Source organism: Flammeovirga aprica JL-4, from assembly GCF_012844305.1.
GTDB classification, from domain to species: domain Bacteria; phylum Bacteroidota; class Bacteroidia; order Cytophagales; family Flammeovirgaceae; genus Flammeovirga; species Flammeovirga aprica.
In genome coordinates this window covers 27,267-43,751 of the sequence record NZ_JABANE010000041.1, presented here as the reverse complement: position 1 = coordinate 43,751, position 16,485 = coordinate 27,267, and the positions used below count along the sequence as shown (strand labels likewise).

13 protein-coding genes are annotated in these 16,485 nt (G+C 36.5%); 12 read left to right on the top strand and 1 reads right to left on the bottom strand.

The window, feature by feature from the left end:
* Positions 1 to 17 precede the first annotated feature (17 nt).
* The 5 genes from HHU12_RS15735 to HHU12_RS15715 all read left to right on the top strand — a co-directional run bounded on the left by HHU12_RS15735 (position 18) and on the right by HHU12_RS15715 (position 8,582).
* The gene (locus HHU12_RS15735) at positions 18 to 1,367 is read left to right on the top strand and encodes a peptidylprolyl isomerase (protein ID WP_169657704.1); all 1,350 of its coding nucleotides are present in this window, start codon (positions 18 to 20) and stop codon (positions 1,365 to 1,367) included.
* A gap of 245 nt (positions 1,368 to 1,612) precedes the next feature.
* On the top strand, positions 1,613 to 2,410 hold the full coding sequence (locus HHU12_RS15730; RefSeq protein ID WP_169657703.1) for an outer membrane beta-barrel protein: 798 nt from the start codon (positions 1,613 to 1,615) through the stop codon (positions 2,408 to 2,410).
* A gap of 94 nt (positions 2,411 to 2,504) precedes the next feature.
* On the top strand, positions 2,505 to 6,494 hold the full coding sequence (locus HHU12_RS15725; RefSeq protein ID WP_169657702.1) for a hypothetical protein: 3,990 nt from the start codon (positions 2,505 to 2,507) through the stop codon (positions 6,492 to 6,494).
* Between the two features lie 249 nt (positions 6,495 to 6,743).
* Positions 6,744 to 7,718 carry an AAA family ATPase gene (locus HHU12_RS15720; protein ID WP_205959894.1) on the top strand — a complete coding sequence of 325 codons (975 nt, stop codon included), beginning with the start codon at positions 6,744 to 6,746 and terminating at the stop codon, positions 7,716 to 7,718.
* Positions 7,719 to 7,793: 75 nt separating this feature from the next.
* Positions 7,794 to 8,582 (top strand): formylglycine-generating enzyme family protein, encoded by a 789-nt coding sequence (locus HHU12_RS15715; RefSeq protein ID WP_169657701.1) that lies wholly within the window; start codon positions 7,794 to 7,796, stop codon positions 8,580 to 8,582.
* Between the two features lie 5 nt (positions 8,583 to 8,587).
* On the opposite strand, the gene HHU12_RS15710 is transcribed toward HHU12_RS15715, so the two are convergent.
* Positions 8,588 to 8,989, bottom strand: coding sequence for a hypothetical protein (locus tag HHU12_RS15710; RefSeq protein ID WP_169657700.1), 402 nt, complete (start codon positions 8,987 to 8,989; stop codon positions 8,588 to 8,590).
* A 103-nt stretch (positions 8,990 to 9,092) separates the two neighbouring features.
* On the opposite strand from HHU12_RS15710, the gene HHU12_RS15705 reads away from it, so the two are divergent.
* The 7 genes from HHU12_RS15705 to HHU12_RS15675 all read left to right on the top strand — a co-directional run bounded on the left by HHU12_RS15705 (position 9,093) and on the right by HHU12_RS15675 (position 16,426).
* A complete protein-coding gene (locus HHU12_RS15705) occupies positions 9,093 to 10,574 on the top strand; it encodes a sodium-dependent transporter (protein WP_169657699.1) in 1,482 nt (493 codons plus the stop codon).
* A 68-nt stretch (positions 10,575 to 10,642) separates the two neighbouring features.
* A complete protein-coding gene (gene ispE, locus HHU12_RS15700; protein WP_169657698.1) occupies positions 10,643 to 11,452 on the top strand; it encodes a 4-(cytidine 5'-diphospho)-2-C-methyl-D-erythritol kinase in 810 nt (269 codons plus the stop codon).
* A 359-nt stretch (positions 11,453 to 11,811) separates the two neighbouring features.
* Positions 11,812 to 12,489 carry a succinate dehydrogenase cytochrome b subunit gene (locus HHU12_RS15695; RefSeq protein ID WP_169657697.1) on the top strand — a complete coding sequence of 226 codons (678 nt, stop codon included), beginning with the start codon at positions 11,812 to 11,814 and terminating at the stop codon, positions 12,487 to 12,489.
* Between the two features lie 66 nt (positions 12,490 to 12,555).
* Positions 12,556 to 14,484 carry a fumarate reductase/succinate dehydrogenase flavoprotein subunit gene (locus HHU12_RS15690; protein WP_169657696.1) on the top strand — a complete coding sequence of 643 codons (1,929 nt, stop codon included), beginning with the start codon at positions 12,556 to 12,558 and terminating at the stop codon, positions 14,482 to 14,484.
* Between the two features lie 104 nt (positions 14,485 to 14,588).
* Positions 14,589 to 15,353 carry a succinate dehydrogenase/fumarate reductase iron-sulfur subunit gene (locus tag HHU12_RS15685; RefSeq protein ID WP_317170486.1) on the top strand — a complete coding sequence of 255 codons (765 nt, stop codon included), beginning with the start codon at positions 14,589 to 14,591 and terminating at the stop codon, positions 15,351 to 15,353.
* 165 nt (positions 15,354 to 15,518) lie between these two features.
* Entirely contained in the window at positions 15,519 to 16,121 is a 603-nt protein-coding gene (locus HHU12_RS15680) for an outer membrane beta-barrel protein (RefSeq protein WP_169657694.1), read from the top strand.
* A 74-nt stretch (positions 16,122 to 16,195) separates the two neighbouring features.
* The gene (locus tag HHU12_RS15675; protein WP_169657693.1) at positions 16,196 to 16,426 is read left to right on the top strand and encodes a TM2 domain-containing protein; all 231 of its coding nucleotides are present in this window, start codon (positions 16,196 to 16,198) and stop codon (positions 16,424 to 16,426) included.
* The last annotated feature ends 59 nt before the right edge of the window (positions 16,427 to 16,485 follow it).

Here is a 16,485-nt window from a genome sequence, read left to right as displayed (position 1 = left end):
AGAAGTATAGAGTCAATATGAATCAACGTACTTACACCTTAATAGGATTTATACTCCTTTTTGCATCTTCCGTTTTCGCACAAGATGATGCAGTGCCTGTCGATAAAATTATAGCCAAGGTAGATAATAATATTATACTATTGTCTGAAGTGGAAGCAGGATATCAACAAATGTTGGCCAATGGACAATATCCTCAAGATAAAAAAGAGGCGAAATGTGATATTCTTAAAGGATTGATCGTAAATAAAATCATGTATGCTAAAGCTCAGATTGACTCCATTGAGGTGGATGATGCTAGAGTTTCTGATGAATTGGAAAGACGTATGCAGTATTTTATCCTTCAAGCCGGTTCTCAAGAGAAATTAGAAAAGACTTTGGGTAGTTCTGTGAACGATTTGAGAGATGACTTGAGAGACCAAGTGAAAGAGCAAATGACAGTGCAGACCATGCAACAGCAGATCATTTCTGATGTGACAATTACACCGAAGCAGGTGAAAAAGTACTTTGAGTCTATCCCTCAAGATAGTATTCCATTCTTGTCTGCAGAAGTGAAGGTAGGTCAGATTGTGAGAGAGCCTCAAGTATCCGAATCGGAAAAAGAAAAGGCAAAACAGCAATTGATGGACATCAAAAAGCGAATTTTAGATGGTGAAGATTTTGGCGTTTTAGCAAAACAATATTCTCAAGATTATGGTTCAGCGAGAAAAGGTGGTGACCTTGGATGGCATGGTAGAGGAGAATTGGTGCCGGAATTTGAAGAAATAGCATTGACGGTTGAACCAAATGAAATTGCAGACCCTGTAGAGTCTGATTTCGGTTACCACTTAATTCAGTTGTTAGAAAGAAGAGGTGGACGCTTTAGAGCAAGACATATCTTGATCAGACCGAAGTCAAACTATCAGGATGTTAAAGATGCAGAGGTTTTCTTGGACAGTATTAGAACCTTGATTGCCGAAACAGATACATTAGGTTTTGAAAAAGCAGTAAACCTTTATTCTGATGATCAACCTACACGTGCCAATGCAGGGTATTTCAAAAATAATGTAACTGGTAGTTCTTATATGGCAACAGATGAGTTGGACCCTGTTGTATTCTTTGCTATTGATACTATGACAGTAGGAAACACTTCAAAGCCTTTGAAGTACCGTACGGAAGATGGACAAGATGCTGTGAGAATCATTTATTATTCAGATTACAAGCCACCGCACTATGCGAACTTGAAAGATGATTATCAAAAATTACAGCAAGCAACGCTGAATAGTCAGAAGAATGAGATCCTTGAAAAATGGATTAAATCGGCAAAAAATGACGTCTTTATAGAAATTGATCCTGAATTTGAAGGATGTAATATTTTAGAGGGTATATAATTAAACATATAATTAATTGTACTCGCTCAATAGAGGTATAATAATGAAAATTATTGTACCTCTTTTTTATTTTCTTTTTCTAAAAATAACCTACATGAGTAATCAGTGTTATGAGCGTTAAATATATTGATATATATACTTTTATGGGTTTTATTGTGGAATTTTTTTTTTGAAATACACCTTGAAAATTAATTATTATCCTATACATTTGTAGTGTAAATTAATTATTTCAAAAAATGTTAAAAATGGGTAAGCTAACTATTATTACTTCCTTACTCCTATTAACTTTTTTTCATGCCAATGCACAGACTGAAGCAAATGACTCAGAAACTACGACTCAAACTGTATCCTCGTCAGAGGGGCAGATCGATGATGCTGGTACTTCAGAATCCACTTCTGGAGAGGATGAGTATGTCTACAGTAAATTTGGTTATGGAATCACGTTAGGAGGAACGGCAAGTACCTTTGATCTCTACTCAGGGACACGTTATGGCCTTACACTGGGTGCCTATGGAACCTACTCAATTTTTGACAAACTTAACGTAAGAGCTGAAGTTCTTTACTTTCAGAATGGCGGTAACAAGCCTGATGTAACAAGAACTTTTGAATCTAGTTCAGGACAATTTACGCAAAGAGTACACGATAGAAGTGTGCGATTGCAGAATATCCTCGTACCGGTGATGCTTACATATGAGTTGCCTGTCGGAAATTTAGCTCCTTATGTAGGAGCAGGTGGAACCTATCAATTTAACTTTGCAGCACATGAGCTTGCAAAGAGAACCTATGCTGTTGATGGTGGAACAAGTACATCACCAACACAATCACAAAATGTGTATGACGAATATCAACGTAGCACATTTGGACTAATCTTTTCTCTTGGTGTAAAAATTCCAGAGGTAATCAACGACTATTCATTAAGAATTGAAGGCCGTTATAACCTAGGGATGCAAGACATCAATGCTTCTGTGTTAAACGTTGAAGCACAAGCTGGTAAAGAATTAAGGTCTAATTCTTTTATGCTAACTATTTCATTGGGTTATTAAAATGTTACACTTTATCTAACATAACTATTTCATTTAAATAATTCTCCAGAAAATAGAAACATCAATCTATTAAAAAACTATTACAACAAAAATCATGAATTACAGTTGGAAAAACTGGAAGAGCATCGCTATTGCCTCTTCCTTCCTTTTCGCGGGTTTAATCGGATGTAATAAAGAATATTCCGAGCAAGATTTCCTCAATGATCAAGCGAACCTCGCACAACAAGATGCCTTACTTCAAGACTCTTTAGCTAAAGCTAGAGTAATGGACAGCCTTAAAACTAACGGCTATTTAATCGACTATACTGTTAAGGTTGTTTCAGCAAATGAGACTTCTTTTACAAATAGTAATAACAGATCATTAGATACTCACTCTGGTTCTAATGCTATTGTTACTTTCATTCAAGGTGATTCTTTAGCGACAGTTACTGCAAACGAACAAGGTTTTGCTTTCTTCGCTAATGTAAAGCCAGGTGTAGCAACAGTAAATGTTGAATTGGCAGACCATACACCTGTATCAATGAACTTAGAGTTCTTATCTCCAGAAGCATTATCAATGGCAGGTCCTTTCTCTACAGTAGATTCTGCTTACACATGGAGTGACGTAGATACAATGTGGGTACCTAACATTACTGATAGAACAGATGTTATACAGTACAGACATGCTTCTACTATTATTCCTGTATTCAATGTTTCAGATTCATTGGGTACATCTGTAATTAGTGGTAATGCAGTGTACGTTTCAAATACTATTACAGCTGCAAGAACTGCAGTTCCAGATGGTGTGAGAATTTCAGCGTCAATTGATGTGACAGATTCTCGTTTCTACACTCGTTATTTGGATAACTTCCAAGAGGATTTTGTGACAAGATACTATGATGAGAAAAACCAAGATGAAGATGGTGAACCTCAAGAGGATCTTATCGGAGATATCCAATTCCAAGATTACCTATCACCACGTATTTTAAAAGCTGCTTATGAAGGAGCACTTTCATCTACTACAACATCAGGTGGTATGTATAGCTTAAGAGTTCCAACAGCGATTAATGGATTGCCAATCCGTATGCAATTCAGCGATTTTAGTGCAGATCAAGAGATTGCATTAAATAAGCGTGTTGGAGAAGTAGAGGATAACCCTAGAGTTGAAACTTTTAGTACTATTTTTACTTCTAATCCATTACAGAATGGTTCTACTAACTGGGATGGTGAAAATACTGATATTCCTAATGTACCAGGTGCTACAATTGAAATTGCAGCTCCTCCAGCTTCAGGTTCAGGAGCTACATTAAGTACTATGATTGTTCCAAGATCATTAACAACTGGAGCGTGGTTAAATGATCCTACACGTAATAGTGGAGAAAACCGTGATTTAGTTACAATTACAGCTGAAGGTTCTGGTTATACAGGTGGTGAAAACGAAAATGCATTAGATGTAGCCCTTAATGTTAGTGGAGTGAATGCATTTGCTCGTGTTGAGGGACCTGTTGACAATATTGCAATCATCAAGCAGGCGAATAAGAAGACTTTTGATTGGGATGGTGGAGATGATTTAAATGATTATTTCCAAGTGTCTTATGAGCAAAAGTCTGTTACTGGTATTAGACCAACTAAACATATTGAGTCAGAGTTAATTTATACGGCTAATTTTGAGGGTAAGGTAAAAAGTATTCAATCTGTGACTTATGCTGGTACAGGTTATACATCAGTACCTGCTGTTACTATTAGCGGTGGTAATGGTTCAGGTGCTACGGCTGAAGCTGTAATGTCTGGTGAGGTAGATACTATTAGAGTGACAAATGGAGGTAGTGGTTACCTTTACTCAATGGGTATTCCAACAGTTACTTTAAAAACGAATGCTCTTGATAATCTTGATCCTTCAGGAATGCCAATTGATGAAGCATCAGTAGCTGGATCTCAAATGAATGGTACATTTACAAAAGTTACTATCTCAGATGGAAATGGTGGAGCAGGATATAGCCCAGCATTTAAGTCTAATACAACTGTAGTTGTTAAGGCATTGGGTAAAAAATATACTGGAGGTTTTGACTTTGATATTCAAGGCCCACTTGAAAATTATCAAGCTTCTACAGCTAGTGGTAAGAAAGAATTGGAGTATGGGTTTGGTTATTCTTATACTGGAGCACCAGGAACATTGGTTTCTGCTTTAGATGATGCTGACAAACCATCAGTTACAATTACAAGTGATGTTAACAGTAAAACACCAGAGCTTAATATTACAAATATCCCACATGCAAGAGTAAGAAGTTTCACTACAACTGCAGCATGGACTGTAGGTCAACCAAGTGCGACTTATTATATTGAAATAAAGAATGCCAGCAATGAAAGAACAGGTCTTTTCAAAGTGACATCATCATCAACTAATGAGATTGCAGCAGGTACTTTTAGTTCTAACCTTTTAGAAGTTCCTTATACAAATTCAGAAATACAATCAATGGATATGACCTCTATTAATATCTTAGATAGTGTTTTAAATGATCTTGGTACACCACAATTAAGTTCAGACGTTAGTACAGTAACTTATGAGGGAGGTTTGAAAATTGAGAATCCTTCTGGATCAGATGTATTGGCTGTTGATAATGGTTTATATTCTGCAGAACCTACTATTACAGTAAGTACTGCACCAAGTGGTGATGCTGTTGATAATTTAGCGGTTACTTACAAAGCCTACATTAATGGTAAAATTTCGAACCTAAGAATTACTAGTGGTGGAAGCTATAACTATGGTGTTTACTATAACGAATTTACGGGTGATATTGTAACTTCTGATCAAGGAGTTTCTGTTACATTTGAAACTGTAGGATCTAAAAATTACAAAGGATACACTGGATCTAATTCTGATGCTTCAGTAACAAGTTTTGATTTAGCATCAACTGTAAGTATGATCTTTGTTGATCCAAATGATAAAGGAGAAAATTATACAATTGCTCCAACTGTTGTAATTCACCCTATACAAGGAGAGACATCAGCAACAGGAGAAGCAGATTTATGTTATAAGGTTTCAAAAATCAAAATTACAAATGGAGGATCAGGTTATACTGATATTCCTACAGTCACAATTGCAGCTCCTCCTGCAGGTAGCTATAACACAACAGCTTATGTAGAGCAAAGCGAAATAGTTTTAAATGGACTAGTTTCAGGATTTACAGTTGATTACCCTGGTTATTACTACATACCATCTGGATCTGACGCTAATTACCAAGGTTATGTTAAGATCACTTCAAATAATGTAGAAACTACTGGTTTTGAAGCAATGGCAAACCTTAATGGTAAGGTGACTGGTATTTATGTAGCAAGTTCAAATGGTAACTATACTGAGGCTCCAACAATTACTATCACAGGTGGAAATGGTACTGGGGCAACAGCAACTTGGTCAACATTTGGTTCAAGATATCAATTTATGGTTGATAACGCTGGTTCTGGTTACTTCTTTAAACCAAATGTTTTAGAGTATACAAGCCAGGCTGTTGATGTAGCTTCAGGTGATATCGGAGATTTACAGAATCATAGCAATGACTTTGAAGTTGTTGGAGGTGAGTTAAGATTAGATGATAATGGAACTGCAGAAGTGATGTCGGTAGGTTATTACACAGCTGCACCATCAGTTGTAATTGAGTCTAAACAACCAACAGCTCCTGTTGCTACCGCATTAATTAGTGGAGGAGAAATAACAGGTTTTAATGTTTCTTCTGGAGCTGGAGGTACAGGATATGATCCTTCTACTCCTCCTGCAATAACAGTAACTTCAATAGGTGCAGTAACATCGGAAGCTACATTAAGTTGGATTGCATCAGAATTCTATAACTTAAATGGTAACATAGATCCTGCTAATTATGATTCAGATGAATTATTGATAGACGGAGGTGCTGGATATAGATCAAATGCCAATAGCATTTCAGAAACTAGTTTTAAAGTTGTAGGTGGTAATGTGAATAACAGTGGTACTGAAGTACCAGGTAATCCTTCAACTAATTTATCAATCGTTAGTTTAATGGTTGAGCCAGGTGTTGACAAGAAAATTGATGTTGACTATGGTACAGGTAGAAGAGTTGTTGGAATTGAATAAATATAGATTGATGTAGCTCATTTTTTGAGATAAACTTTACATCATCGGGACCTTCCTTGCTTGCAAGGGGGTCCTTTTTATTTTTATAAAAGTTGAAAACACTCCTTATCCTATTACACTTGATTTATTCCCCAAAAAAAACTAATTTCAATTGTCCTAAAATATAGGATGAATTGATAAGTGAATACTTCATTGATTTTTTATTTTGCTTTTAGCAAGCAATAAGGTCGCTAGAATAACAATTAAAACATGACGTCAAAAATCACTTTTGGATCTGATAAGGAAGCAGCAGATGCATTACATAAAAAATATAATCAATTAAAAGCGGAAATAGGGAAAGTTGTAATTGGTCAGGAAGATACCGTACATTTTGTATTGACGGCTATTTTCAGTCAAGGACATGCCTTATTACAAGGTGTTCCAGGATTGGCAAAAACCCTTTTGATCAATACTGTGGCACAAGCCTTAGATTTGGACTTTAGTAGAATTCAGTTTACGCCAGACTTGATGCCTTCAGATATTTTAGGGGCAGAAACCATGGATCAAGACCGTAAGTTCAAGTTTGTGAAAGGTCCAATTTTCTCTAATATTATTTTAGCGGATGAAATTAACCGTACTCCTCCTAAAACGCAGTCCGCACTTTTGGAGGCAATGCAGGAGTATAAGGTGACGATTGCCAATCAGGAATTTCAATTGGAGAAACCTTTCTTTGTATTAGCCACTCAAAACCCAATTGAACAGGAAGGTACTTACCCGTTGCCAGAGGCGCAGTTAGATCGATTTATGTTTAATATCATCTTGGATTACCCTTCGTATGCAGATGAGGTAAATGTAGTGAAAGCAACCACTAACGATGAAAAGAAAGTGGTCGATAGAGTGATGGGGGCAGAGGAAATTCTTTATTATCAGCACTTGATCCGTAGAGTTCCAATTGCAGATAATGTCGTAGAGTACGCTGTGAAGTTAGTACATAAGACTCGTCCTAATTCAGAATTAGCAGATGAGTATACAAATAAATTTGTCGATTGGGGAGCAGGGCCAAGGGCATCCCAGTATTTGGTGATTGCAGCAAAATGTCATGCAATCTTATCCGGTAAATATTCTCCTGATATTGAAGATATCAAAGCAGTAGCGGTAAGTGTTTTAAGGCATAGAGTGGTAAGAAACTTTAAGGCTGAAGCAGAAGGTATTACCATTGTAGATATCATTAAAAAACTTTTATAATATGCTCAAGAAGGTCAAATACTGCTATTTATTTGACCTTTTTTATTAAATGACAAATAAATTTTAAAAACCTCTATGAACAATCACATAAAGAACATCCTGCTATTTCTTTCTTGCATTTTAATGGTGCCTTCAACTTATGCACAAAAGAAGAAAAATTATACTGATACAGCTCAAGGCGTCAGCTTTGATATGGTTTTTGTCAAAGGAAGTACTTTCAAAATGGGAGATAAAAAAGGCGATTTATTATTGGATAATGGGATAAATCCATCAGTACCTGTTCATGAAGTAACGATAGACGGTTTTTTCGTTGGGAAATTTGAAGTGACACAAGCACTTTGGGAGGCTGTAATGGGAGAAAATCCTAGTGAAATGAAAATGGGGAATCATCCTGTGGAGATGGTATCATGGAACGATTGTCAGGAATTCTTAAAGAAACTGAATACGCTAACAGGAAAAGACTATAGGTTGCTTACAGAATCTGAGTGGGAATATGTGACAAGAGGAGGAAAGAAGGGGGTAAAGATGGATGTTTCCTCTCAAAATATAGAACAAAGAGCTTGGATGACTTCTAATACTGAAAATAATCAGCATCAAGAAGTAGGAACAAAAGCGGCAAATGAATTAGGAATTTATGATTTGCAGGGCAATGTATGGGAATGGGTGAATGACTGGTATAGCGAAACGTCTTATAAACAAGCAATGCAAAGTAATCCTCAAGGCATTCAGAATGGAACGGATAAAGTGTATAGAGGGGGATCATTTATGAGTGAAGTGCTGTTCTGTCGTCCGGCTTACCGTAATTTTGATAAGCCAGATGTGAAAATGAATTTCTTGGGACTGAGAATAGCGAGATCACTATAAAGACATTAGGATTCATTTTTATGCTGTAGTTCTTTCTTTTTGTTTTTTGCTATAAATAGAAAACCTAAAGGAGCAAAAATAAGCGTTGGAACTGTGGATAATTCCGGATTAGGAGTTCCCTTAAAGGAATGAACAGTATAAGTTGCAAGAATAGCAATACATGATGGGATTAAAACCCCTTTTATAAATTCACCTTTCGAGGTATATCTTTCACAAAGTGCCGATACATAGCCACCAAAAAGGAATGTATAGGCACTTTGTTTTAATGCGGCAGTTGTGGCCAAAGGGATGGATTGAGCATCATAATAATTAATGCCAAAAACTAATACACCTAAAAAAAGTGCACCGGCTAAACCATATCTTATACTTATATATGTTTTGATGTAATACTTAATGGAGTCAATCATCTCTATCCTTAAATTTTATTTTTTAACTTGGAGCCTTAAACTTTACTTAAACTCAACCTAATTTAATCATTAGTGAGGTAAACCATAATAAACAAACGAGACTATGAAAGAAAATGTTGAACAATTCAGTAGTAAATGGGGTGTAATTTTAGCTTCATTAGGAATGGCTATTGGAGCAGGGAACTTATGGAGGTTTCCACGTTTGGCAGGGCAGTATGGCGGAACATTTATCATTCTATGGTTTTTATTCTTATTTATATGGTCAATTCCAATTTTACTTTCAGAGTTTTCTATCGGAAAAAAGTTTAAACAAGGAGTGATTGCTTCCTTTGCTCAAGCGGCAGGAAAAAAGTATACTTGGATGGGATTTTTCATTACAGTCTGTACTTTAGGTATCACATTTTATTATTCAGTGGTGACTGCTTGGGGTTTGAGGTATGTAGGTCTTTCAGCTGCCTTATTAGATAATACAACAGCACTTGAAAACCTTAATCAAAGTTTCTTAGATCAGTATTGGCAGAGTGTAGCAAATGGGAGCGTGCTGACAGTGATACTTCATATTGGAGTAGTGATTTTTGCTGTTTTTATGCTTTACCAAGGAATACAACAAGGTTTAGAAAGAGTAAATAAGATATTGATTCCTTCACTACTTTTCTTAATGCTGTTAGTAGCTGCCGTGGCACTTTCGACAGAAAACGGACCGAAAGGACTGCAGTACATGTTTCATATAGATCCTGCATTGTTTTTTAATTCAAAAGTGTGGATCGAAGCTGTAACACAGTCAGCATGGAGTACCGGAGCAGGATGGGGTTTGATGCTCACAATTGCGTCTTATTCTAGAGAAAAAGAAGATGTGACTTTTAATATATTAGTCAGTGGAATCGGAAATAATGTAGCGTCCTTAATAGCCGGTATTGCCATTCTTCCTGCCGTATTTGCAATTGCTTCTGATGATGCCCAAGCCATTTCTTATTTACAATCAGGAAACACAGCATTGACTTTTACTATCATTCCATTATTATTTGCTAAGATTCCTTATGGAGAGTTTTTAGGAGTGATTTTCTTTATTGCATTCACAATGGCGGCGTTCAGTTCATTGATCAGCATGATAGAACTATGTATTAAGACATTTACAGATTTAGAATTTAAGAGAACTAAAGCGAGTATTATTACAGCAGTTTTATGTATTGCCTTAGGGATGCCTTCAGCGATTTCATTGGATTTCTTTTCCAATCAAGATTGGGTATGGGGACTTGGACTTTTGATTTCAGGTTTGTTTATCAATTTTGCGGTTCAAAAAAATGGAATCCAAAAATTCAAGGAAGAATATATTGATAAGGATTCCAGTATTATTATACCAACCGTACTCTATAAATCAGCAATGTATTTGAATATTGGGATTGGTTTATTTTTAGTCTGGTGGTGGATGTCCCAAGGGTATAGTGCATCGCCGTGGTTTACAGAAGATGGAAAATGGAACTTCTTTGATGTGTATTCGAATGCTACAATTGTAACGCAGTGGGGAGGGGTAATTGTAGTAGGCTTGATTTTTAATAATTGGTTATACAGAAAATTCGTCAAGTAACGTATAGATTAATCATTTCAATTCGTAACTTCGTTGTTCCAAGTAAAACTACAATCGTCAATTGAATAATGATTTCCTTTCCAAACGCTAAAATTAATATTGGTTTAGCCATAACAAACAAACGAGAAGATGGGTACCATGATATCGCATCATGTTTTTATCCTATAGGATGGACTGATGTATTAGAAATTGTGCCTAGTGATGAATTGTCCTTTTCGAGCACAGGTATTGATATTCCTGGAGATGCTGAGGGTAATTTATGTTTAAAGGCTTATCACTTATTAAAAAAAGATTATGATATCTCACCTGTAGCAATGCATTTGTATAAAGCTATTCCCATCGGAGCAGGACTTGGTGGAGGTTCTGCTGATGGTGCCTATGCTTTAAAAATGTTGAATGATATTTTTGAATTAAATCTATCTGTTGAAAAACTAGAAGAATACGCTTTGGAGTTAGGAAGTGATTGTCCATTTTTCATTACCAATAACCCACTGTGGGTAACAGGTCGAGGAGAAGTGTTTTCTAAAATTGATTTATCCCTTTCAGGGAAATGGATCATGATGGTCAATCCTAATATTCATATCTCAACGAAAGAAGCTTACTCAGGAGTAGTTCCAATGGAATTAGAAGAGGACTTAAAAAAGGTGGTAGAAGGTGAAGTGGCAGTTTGGAAGGAGAAAGTCAATAATGATTTTGAGCAAGGCATCTTTAAAAATTATCCGCAGATAAAAGAGATAAAGGAACAATTGTATGAGGAAGGAGCAATGTATGCTAGTATGACTGGCTCGGGTTCCACTCTTTTTGGAATTTTTGAAACTAAACCCGTTGAAACGAACTTTTCAGCCTTTACCACTTGGGTTGGGATGTTAGAATCATAAAGGTAAAATATAGTAATTTAATGAAAGGTTATGAATTGGCGAAAATTCGTAGCCTTTTTTTATGCATTTACATTAATTTGAAAAGATGACTTTTGTTTCCTTTTAAAGGAAACATTTTACTTTTACAAGTGTCTTGCTGACTATTAAATCTTATTCACAGGTTTGTATAATGTTGTTATTCAGTGTTATATAGATTTAAAAAAGAGAGCAGAAAGTGAACTGTTTGTGTTGTTTAGATTTATTCAAAATAAGGTTCTGCTGACCACGATTATTGTATCTGTTTTAGTTGAGGTATAATTTTGCAACGAAATAAATTAGAGAACTATCTCACCACAATATTTATCTAAACGTTAATTTTTATGAGTTGGCAGAAATCGTTGAGTAGTACAATCGGGAGAAAGATTATGATGTCTCTCTCAGGTATTTTACTCATCTTATTCTTAGCCGGACACGTGTCTGGTAACATGACGTTATTAATGGGAAAAGCTGATGCTTTTAACATGTACGCTCACTTTATGTCTACTAACCCTTTAGTACAAGTAGTAGCAAACGTTTTTAAATTATTCTTCTTAGCTCACATTGTTTACGCAATTATTTTAACTGCGCAAAACAAAAAGGCTAGAGGCGGAGAAGCTTACAAAGTAACAAACAAAGACGGTTCTCAAGTATCAAAGTACATGGGAGTTTTAGGATCTGTAATCGCAGTATTCTTAGTGGTTCACTTAGCTCAATACTGGGCAGTGATGCACGAATTAAGAGGTGAAATTTCAACTACAACTATTGATGGTGTGGTGATGAAAGACCTTTATTCTGTAGTAGCAGTATCTTATGCTAATCCAATGATTGTTGCAGCTTACGTAATTTCTATGTTTGTATTAGCATTCCACTTATGGCATGGCTTTGCAAGTGCTTTCCAAACATTAGGATTAAATAATAAGAGATACACTCCAATTATCGCTTTCTTAGGTAAAGCATATTCTATTATCGTTCCAGTATTATTTGGAGCAATTCCAGTTGTAATGTTTTTGAACAGTTAATAAAACAACTTTTCAAAACAAAACATTACAGAGTTATTAATCAATAACATTAAAATATAGAATAGAATGTCATTAGAATCAAAAATCCCTGCAGGCCCATTAGCCGAGAAGTGGGAAAAACATAAATTCAACGTAAAACTTGTTAACCCTGCGAACAAGAGAAAATTCAATATCATTGTCGTAGGTACAGGTTTAGCAGGAGCATCAGCTGCTGCAACTTTAGCAGAATTAGGATACAATGTAGACGCGTTCTGTTTCCAAGATTCACCTCGTCGTGCTCACTCAATTGCAGCACAAGGTGGTATCAACGCCGCTAAAAACTATCAAAATGACGGTGACTCAGTTTTCCGTTTATTCTACGATACAATTAAAGGTGGTGACTATAGATCACGTGAAGCAAACGTTCACCGTTTAGCGGAAGTATCTACAGAAATTATTGACCAATGTGTTGCTCAAGGTGTACCATTCGCTCGTGATTACGGTGGGTTATTGGACAACCGTTCATTCGGTGGTGCTCAAGTATCCCGTACGTTCTACGCTCGTGGTCAAACTGGACAACAATTACTATTAGGTGCTTACTCAGCGTTGACTAAAATGGTGAACACTGGTAAAGTAAAAATGCACACACGTAAAGAAATGCTTGACGTAGTAACTATCGACGGTGCTGCTAAAGGTATTGTAACTCGTGATTTAGTAACTGGTAAAGTTGAGTCTCACGCAGGTCACGCTGTATTGCTTTGTACTGGTGGTTACGGTAACGTATTCTTCCTTTCTACAAACGCAATGGCTTCAAATGGTTCTGCTGCTTGGAGAGCTTACAAGAAAGGAGCTAAGTTTGCTAACCCTTGTTTCACGCAAATTCACCCTACTTGTATTCCTGTACACGGTGATTACCAATCGAAATTAACGTTGATGTCAGAGTCATTACGTAACGATGGTCGTGTTTGGGTTCCAAAAGATAAAAAACATGCGAAGATCACTGCTGCTGAAGCTGTGAAACTTCCAGAATCAGAAAGAGATTACTACTTAGAAAGAAGATATCCTTCATTCGGTAACTTAGTACCTCGTGACGTAGCATCTCGTAACGCGAAGATGGTATGTGACGAAGGAAGAGGTGTTGGTGTTACTGGTCTTGCTGTATTCTTAGATTTCGCTGATGCAATCAAGCGTGATGGACAGAAAACAATCGAGGCGAAGTATGGTAACTTGTTTGACATGTACAAGCAAATTACTGCTGACAATCCTTATGAGATGCCAATGATGATTTATCCTGCCGTTCACTATACAATGGGTGGTCTTTGGGTAGATTACAATTTATCAACTAACGTTCCTGGTCTTTATGCATTAGGAGAGGCGAACTTCTCTGATCACGGTGCTAACCGTTTAGGTGCATCAGCATTAATGCAAGGTTTAGCGGACGGTTACTTCGTAATCCCTTACACAATTGGTGATTACATTGCAACACTTCCATTAGGTCAAGCTGTTGATAAATCAAATCCTGCTTTTGCTCAAGCTGAAAAAGAAGCGCAAGCAAGAATCGATAAATTATTAAATATCAAGGGTAACCAAACTCCTGACGACATCCACAAGAAATTAGGCCACATCATGTGGGAATACTGTGGTATGTCACGTAATAAAGAAGGTTTGGAGAAAGCTCGTGGTATGATCCAAGAATTACGTAAAGAGTTCAACAAAGACTTGAAAGTAATCGGTGCTAATGAAGAATTAAACATGACGCTTGAGAAAGCATTACGTTTAGAAGACTTCTTAGAATTAGGTGAGTTGATGGTAATCGACGCACACAACCGTTCAGAGTCTTGTGGTGGTCACTTCCGTGAAGAATCACAAACTGAAGAAGGTGAGGCATTACGTCAGGACGAAGAGTTCTCGTATGTTGCAGCTTGGGGTTATGAAGGAGAAGGTAAAGATCCTTCATTAACTAAGGAAGACCTTGTATTCGAAAACGTGAAGTTAACGCAACGTTCTTACAAGTAATTTATCGAAGAGTTGGGGCGACTCAACTCTTCTTCAAACAAAATCAACAAACAGGTTGTTAGCAAACTAACACCTACAATTTGAAGATCATGGCAGGAAAAACAATTAATATAAAACTTAAAATTTGGCGTCAGGCTGGTGAAAACAAGCCGGGTAAATTTGAGTCGTATGAAGTAAATGATGTATCAGTTGATATGTCATTCCTAGAAATGCTAGACGTTCTTAACGAGAACGAATTAAAGAAAGGTAACGATCCTATCCACTTCGATCACGATTGTCGTGAAGGTATTTGTGGTATGTGTTCATTATATATCAATGGTAAGCCTCACGGACCTAAGCATGGTATCACTACTTGTCAGTTGCATATGCGTACTTTCAGTGATGGTGAAACTATCGTTGTTGAGCCTTGGAGAGCTTCTGCATTCCCAGTATTGAAAGATTTGGTTGTAGACCGTACTTCTTTTGATAGAATCATGCAAGCTGGTGGTTACGTTACAGTATCTACTGGTGGCGTACCTGACGCAAACGAAATTGCTATCCCTAAAACAGTAGCGGATGAGGCAATGGATGCTGCGCAGTGTATCGGTTGTGGTGCTTGTGTTGCTGCATGTAAAAATGCTTCAGCAATGCTATTCACTTCAGCGAAAGTATCTCAGTTAGCTTTATTACCTCAAGGTGGTGCAGAGCGTAAGCGTCGTGCTATCGCAATGGTAGAGCAACATGATGCTGAAGGTTTCGGTGCTTGTACTAACACAGGTGCATGTGAGGCTGTATGTCCGAAAGAAATCTCTATTTCTCATATCGCAAGATTGAACAGAGAATTCACTCGTGCATCATTCTCAGGTAACGAGACTGATTATCAGAACTAATTTTAACGTTTAGTTATATTGGAAGGGTTAAGCACTTAGTGTTTAGCCCTTTTTCTGTTTAAATACTTTAAAGGTAATTGAGGTTTGTTAAAATAACTTTAAAGACTTATCCTGATTGAAAACGTATAATAGTAAGAGTTTACTACTAACCTAATTTTATCAATCATGAAAAAGTTAACATTCATCTTATTATTATCAATCATAAGCTTAACATCTTTTGCACAGGATAAATTAATATCAGTTGGTTTTGGAGGAGGTATTTCCGGAATGTATGCAAAGAAAAATCAAACCGATTATAGTGGTGTCGGTGGGAATTTCTTTTTAAATGCTTATTACAATATAACACCAAAGCTATCAATAGGAGCAGAGTATGAAGGTACTATTGGTGTATTAGCACCTAGTAAAATAGATAGCAAAAATTTTGAAGCGACTGCAATGCGAAATATCTCAGGTAAAGTATTGTACCATTTCGGAGAAAGTTCGATTAGACCATTTGTCGGTTTAGGTGTTGGGAAGTATACCATTGTACCTGGTAAGTTTAACGCCGCTGATCCTAATCCTGAGTTTGATGTAGCTAATTTACCAGAAGCATCAAGTATAGGTTTCTCTCCTGAAGTAGGAGTTGATCTTGGGTGGTTTCAATTAGCAGCACTATACCACATCGTTCCTAACTTAGAATTTAAAAATACAGAAATCGGTAATGTCTCAGCAGAGTATAACAGTTTAGAATTTAGAGCTGCCATAAACCTTGGTTTCATTGAAAGATAATTGGAATTAATGTAACAAAGCTTATTGAAAAACGTATTATATAATAAGTGTCAATTAATTAAAATATACAGAAAATGAAATCAAGTTTAGTAGCCTATATCTTGTGGGCTTTCTTTGGGGTATTGGGTATTCACCGTTTTTATTTAGGTAAATCGTTTTCCGGCATCCTATACCTTTTAACCGGAGGATTCTTTTTAGTAGGTTGGATGATCGATTTATTCCTAGTGGGTGGAATGGTAGATGATGCCAATTTTAAAGCTGGAAATATAGCAGCAATGGAAAGGATGATGTATGAGAAGTATTAAGCTTTTCTCTTGATATAGATAAACAAAAAGACCTTACTCTTTTTCTAGGGTAAGGTCTT

Bases quoted from the DNA above. Each gene is read 5' to 3' on its own strand.
- HHU12_RS15735 (WP_169657704.1), top strand. From the start codon at position 18: ATGAATCAACGTACTTACACCTTAATAGGATTTATACTCCTTTTTGCA.
- HHU12_RS15730 (WP_169657703.1), top strand. From the start codon at position 1,613: ATGGGTAAGCTAACTATTATTACTTCCTTACTCCTATTAACTTTTTTT.
- HHU12_RS15725 (WP_169657702.1), top strand. From the start codon at position 2,505: ATGAATTACAGTTGGAAAAACTGGAAGAGCATCGCTATTGCCTCTTCC.
- HHU12_RS15720 (WP_205959894.1), top strand. From the start codon at position 6,744: ATGACGTCAAAAATCACTTTTGGATCTGATAAGGAAGCAGCAGATGCA.
- HHU12_RS15715 (WP_169657701.1), top strand. From the start codon at position 7,794: ATGAACAATCACATAAAGAACATCCTGCTATTTCTTTCTTGCATTTTA.
- HHU12_RS15710 (WP_169657700.1), bottom strand. From the start codon at position 8,989: ATGATTGACTCCATTAAGTATTACATCAAAACATATATAAGTATAAGA.
- HHU12_RS15705 (WP_169657699.1), top strand. From the start codon at position 9,093: ATGAAAGAAAATGTTGAACAATTCAGTAGTAAATGGGGTGTAATTTTA.
- ispE (WP_169657698.1), top strand. From the start codon at position 10,643: ATGATTTCCTTTCCAAACGCTAAAATTAATATTGGTTTAGCCATAACA.
- HHU12_RS15695 (WP_169657697.1), top strand. From the start codon at position 11,812: ATGAGTTGGCAGAAATCGTTGAGTAGTACAATCGGGAGAAAGATTATG.
- HHU12_RS15690 (WP_169657696.1), top strand. From the start codon at position 12,556: ATGTCATTAGAATCAAAAATCCCTGCAGGCCCATTAGCCGAGAAGTGG.
- HHU12_RS15680 (WP_169657694.1), top strand. From the start codon at position 15,519: ATGAAAAAGTTAACATTCATCTTATTATTATCAATCATAAGCTTAACA.
- HHU12_RS15675 (WP_169657693.1), top strand. From the start codon at position 16,196: ATGAAATCAAGTTTAGTAGCCTATATCTTGTGGGCTTTCTTTGGGGTA.